Genomic DNA, 3,999 nt, shown 5'->3' on the forward strand with positions numbered 1-3,999 from the left:
GCCTACGGCGAGGCCGCGCGCGCGCTGATCGAGGGGGGCGTCGACCTTCTGCTCGTCGAGACGATCTTCGACACGCTGAACGCCAAGGCGGCCTTCTACGCCATCGACCTCCTGCGGGAGGAGATGGACGTGCCGCCCCTGATGATCTCGGGCACGATCACCGACCGCTCGGGGCGCACGCTCACCGGCCAGACGCCGGAGGCGTTCTGGGTCTCGGTGAGCCACGCGCGGCCCTTCTCCGTGGGGCTGAACTGTGCGCTCGGCGCCGGCGAGATGCGCCAGCACGTGCGCGCACTCTCCGAGATCGCGGACACCCGCGTCTCGGCCTATCCGAACGCGGGGCTTCCGAACGAGATGGGGGGCTACGACGAGACGCCGGAAGAGACCGCATCGCACCTCGGCGAATGGGCCGAGGCCGGGCTCGTCAACATCGTGGGTGGCTGCTGCGGCACGACGCCTGAGCACATCCGCGCCATCGCGCAGGCGGTCGAGGGCAAGACGCCACGCAGGATCCCCGAGCGGGCCCAAAGGCTGCAGCTCTCGGGGCTGGAACTCTTCGAAAAGGGGCAGGGGGCCGCGGCATGAGCACGGGCAGTTTCATCAACATCGGCGAACGCACCAACGTCACCGGCTCCGCCCGCTTCAAGAAGCTGATCATGAACGATCAGTATGACGAGGCGCTGGAGGTCGCGCGGAGCCAGGTCGAGAACGGCGCGCAGATCATCGACGTCAACATGGACGAGGGGCTGCTCGACGCCGAGAAGGCGATGCGCACCTTCCTCAACCTGATCGCTGCGGAGCCCGACATCTCCCGCGTGCCGGTCATGATCGACAGCTCGAAGTTCGAGGTGATCGAGGCCGGGCTGAAGTGCGTGCAGGGCCGCTCCGTCGTCAACTCCATCTCGCTCAAGGAGGGCGAGGCGGAGTTCCTCGAACAGGCGAGGACCGTGCGCCGCTTCGGCGCCGCCGTCGTCGTCATGGCCTTCGACGAGCACGGGCAGGCCGAGACCGCGCAGCACAAGTTCGAAATCTGCAAGCGCGCCCATGACCTGCTGACCCAGCAGGCCGGTTTCGAACCCTGGGACATCATCTTCGACCCGAACATCTTCGCGGTGGCCACGGGCATCGAGGAACACAACGACTACGCCAACGCCTTCTTCGACGCGATCAAGCTGATCAAGGCGGAAATGCCGGACACCCACATCTCCGGCGGCCTGTCGAACGTCTCGTTCTCGTTCCGGGGCAACAACCCGGTGCGCGAGGCGATGCATTCCTGCTTCCTCTACCATGCCATCCCGCTGGGGATGGACATGGCGATCGTCAACGCGGGCCAGATCACGGTCTACGACGACATCCCCGACGAGCTGCGCGAGCGGGTGGAGGACGTGCTGTTCAACCGCCGCGACGACGCCACCGACCGGCTGCTGGACATCGCGGACAAGTACAAGGACTCCGGCGAGGCGCAGAAGAAGTCCGACCCGAAGTGGCGCGAGGCCCCGGTCGAGGAGCGGCTCTCCCACGCGCTCATCCACGGTATCACCGACCATGTCATCGACGACACCGAAGAAGCGCGACAGAAGGCCGACAAGCCGCTCGAGGTGATCGAGGGGCCGCTCATGGACGGCATGAACGTCGTCGGCGAGCTCTTCGGCGAGGGCAAGATGTTCCTGCCGCAGGTGGTGAAATCCGCCCGCGTGATGAAGACGGCCGTCGGCCATCTCATCCCCTACATGGAGGAGGAGAAGCGCCGCACCGGCGACACCTCCGCCAAGGGCAAGATCCTGCTCGCCACGGTGAAGGGCGACGTGCACGACATCGGCAAGAACATCGTCGGCGTCGTGCTCGCCTGCAACAACTACGACGTGGTCGACATGGGCGTGATGGTGCCGACCGAGGACATCGTCGCCAAGGCGAAGGAAGAGAACGTCGACGTGATCGGCCTCTCGGGCCTGATCACGCCCTCGCTCGACCGCATGGTCGACGTCGCGGCGGAGATGACCCGCGCGGGCTTCGAGGTGCCGCTCCTGATCGGGGGGGCGACGACCTCGAAGAAGCACACGGCGATCAAGATCGCGCCGGCCTACGAACACGGCGTGGTGCATGTCGACGACGCCTCGCAGGCGGTGGGCGTGGTCTCGCGTCTCCTGTCGAAGGACCGCAAGCCGCAGTTCCTCGCCGAGGTGGCGGAGGAATACAGCGGCCTCGCCGGTGGTCAGGCGGGCCGGGCCGAGCGCCCGACCGTGCCGCTCGCCGCCGCGCGCGCCAATGCGGTCGATCCGGGCGATCACGTGCCGGAACGGCCGAACCAGACGGGGCTCATCCAGCTCGACGACCTGAAGGCGGAGGACTTCTTCGAGTACATCGACTGGTCGCCCTTCTTCTGGACCTGGGAGATGCGCCAGACTTTCCCGGCGATCCTCGACGACCCGCAGCGCGGCGAGACGGCGCGCGAGCTTTACGGTCACGCGCAGGACATGCTCGCGCGGATCGCGAAAGAGGGCTGGTTCTCGCCGCGCGCGGCGCTCGCGCTCTGGCCGGCGAACCGTGACGGCGACGACATCGTGATCTGGGCCGACGAGGACCGCCGGCGCGAGCGCGCTCGTTTCTGCATGCTTCGTCAGCAGACCGAGAAGCGGAAGGGCCGCGCCAACCACTGCCTCTCAGACTTCGTGCTGCCGAAGGGGCAGGACTGGATCGGCGGCTTCGCCGTCAACGCCGGGCCGGAGGTCCACGCGATCGCCGAGGGCTACAAGCAGGCCGGCAACGACTACGACGCGATCATGGTGCAGGCGCTCGCCGACCGCCTCGCCGAGGCGATGGCCGAGGCCATGCACCAGCGCGTGCGCCGGGAGATCTGGGGCTACGCGCCCGACGAGACGCTCGCGAACGAGGAGCTCATCCGCGAGGGCTATCGCGGCATCCGGCCCGCGCCCGGCTACCCGGCCTGCCCGGAGCACACCGAAAAGCGCACGCTCTTCGATCTGCTCGACGCGCCGCGCACCGCCGGGCTGGAGCTCACCGAAAGCTGCGCGATGTGGCCCGCCGCGGCCGTGTCGGGCCTCTACTTCGCGCACCCGGAGGCCGCCTACTTCGGTGTCGGCCGCATCGGGCGCGATCAGGTCGAGGATTACGCCGCCCGCAAGGGCATGACCCTCGACGAGGCGGAGAGTTGGCTCGCGCCGAATCTCGCCTACACCCCCGGCGCCCCGCCGCTCAGGAAATCCGCCTGAGCGGCCGCGCCAGACCCCCGATCATCACAGGGAGATCGATCATCATGGCCAACACCTGGCTCTTCACCAGCGAATCCGTGTCCGAGGGGCACCCCGACAAGGTCTGCGACCGCATCTCGGACACGATCCTCGACGCCTACCTGCGCGAGGCGCCCGACGACGCCCGCGTGGCGGTCGAGGCGCTGGCGACGACCAACCACGTCACCGTGGCGGGCGAGGTGCGCGGACCGGACAGCGTGCTGCGCTCGGTCGAGGACCTGGTGCGCGAGGCGATCAAGGACATCGGCTACGACCAGCTCGGCTTCGACTGGCGGAACGTGGAGGTGATCAACCGCCTGCACGCGCAGTCGGGCGACATCGCGCAGGGCGTGGACGAGGGCGACAAGGGCGAGGAAGGCGCCGGCGACCAGGGCATCATGTTCGGCTACGCCTGCAACGAGACCGACGAGCTCATGCCCGCGCCGATCCAGTTCGCCCACCGCATCCTGCGCAACATGGCCGAGGACCGGAAGGCGGGCAAGCGCCCCGAGTTCGGCCCCGACGCCAAGAGCCAGGTGACGCTCAAGTACGAGGACGGCAAGCCGGTGGGCATCGACGCCGTGGTGGTCTCCACCCAGCACGACGAGGATGTCACCGGCGACCAGGTGCGCACGCTCGTCAAGCAGTACCTCGACGACGCGCTCCTCGAGGGCTGGACGGTGCCGGACGACCGCCTCTTCGTGAACCCGACCGGGCGCTTCGTCCTCGGCGGCCCCGAGGGGGACGCGGG

Annotated in this window: 3 protein-coding genes; all 3 read left to right on the forward strand. The window is 68.3% G+C overall.

The genetic code is table 11. The features are described 5' to 3' along the window. A partial coding sequence (locus ACESL7_RS13830) for a homocysteine S-methyltransferase family protein (RefSeq protein WP_372893892.1) occupies window positions 1–585 on the forward strand: 585 nt, incomplete at its 5' end. After that, entirely contained in the window at window positions 582–3,230 is a 2,649-nt protein-coding gene (metH, locus tag ACESL7_RS13835; protein WP_372893893.1) for a methionine synthase, read from the forward strand. The genes ACESL7_RS13830 and metH, both read left to right, overlap by 4 nt. 44 nt (window positions 3,231–3,274) lie before the next feature. Continuing rightward, window positions 3,275–3,999, forward strand: a 725-nt coding sequence (locus ACESL7_RS13840) for an S-adenosylmethionine synthetase N-terminal domain-containing protein (RefSeq protein ID WP_372893894.1), incomplete at its 3' end; no start/stop codon positions are given.

Source organism: Rhodosalinus sp. (genome assembly GCF_041685465.1).
GTDB lineage: Bacteria > Pseudomonadota > Alphaproteobacteria > Rhodobacterales > Rhodobacteraceae > Rhodosalinus.

What these genes read in the sequence shown, in the direction of transcription:
- metH (WP_372893893.1), top strand. Translation starts at nt 582, where the DNA reads ATGAGCACGGGCAGTTTCATCAACATCGGCGAACGCACCAACGTCACC.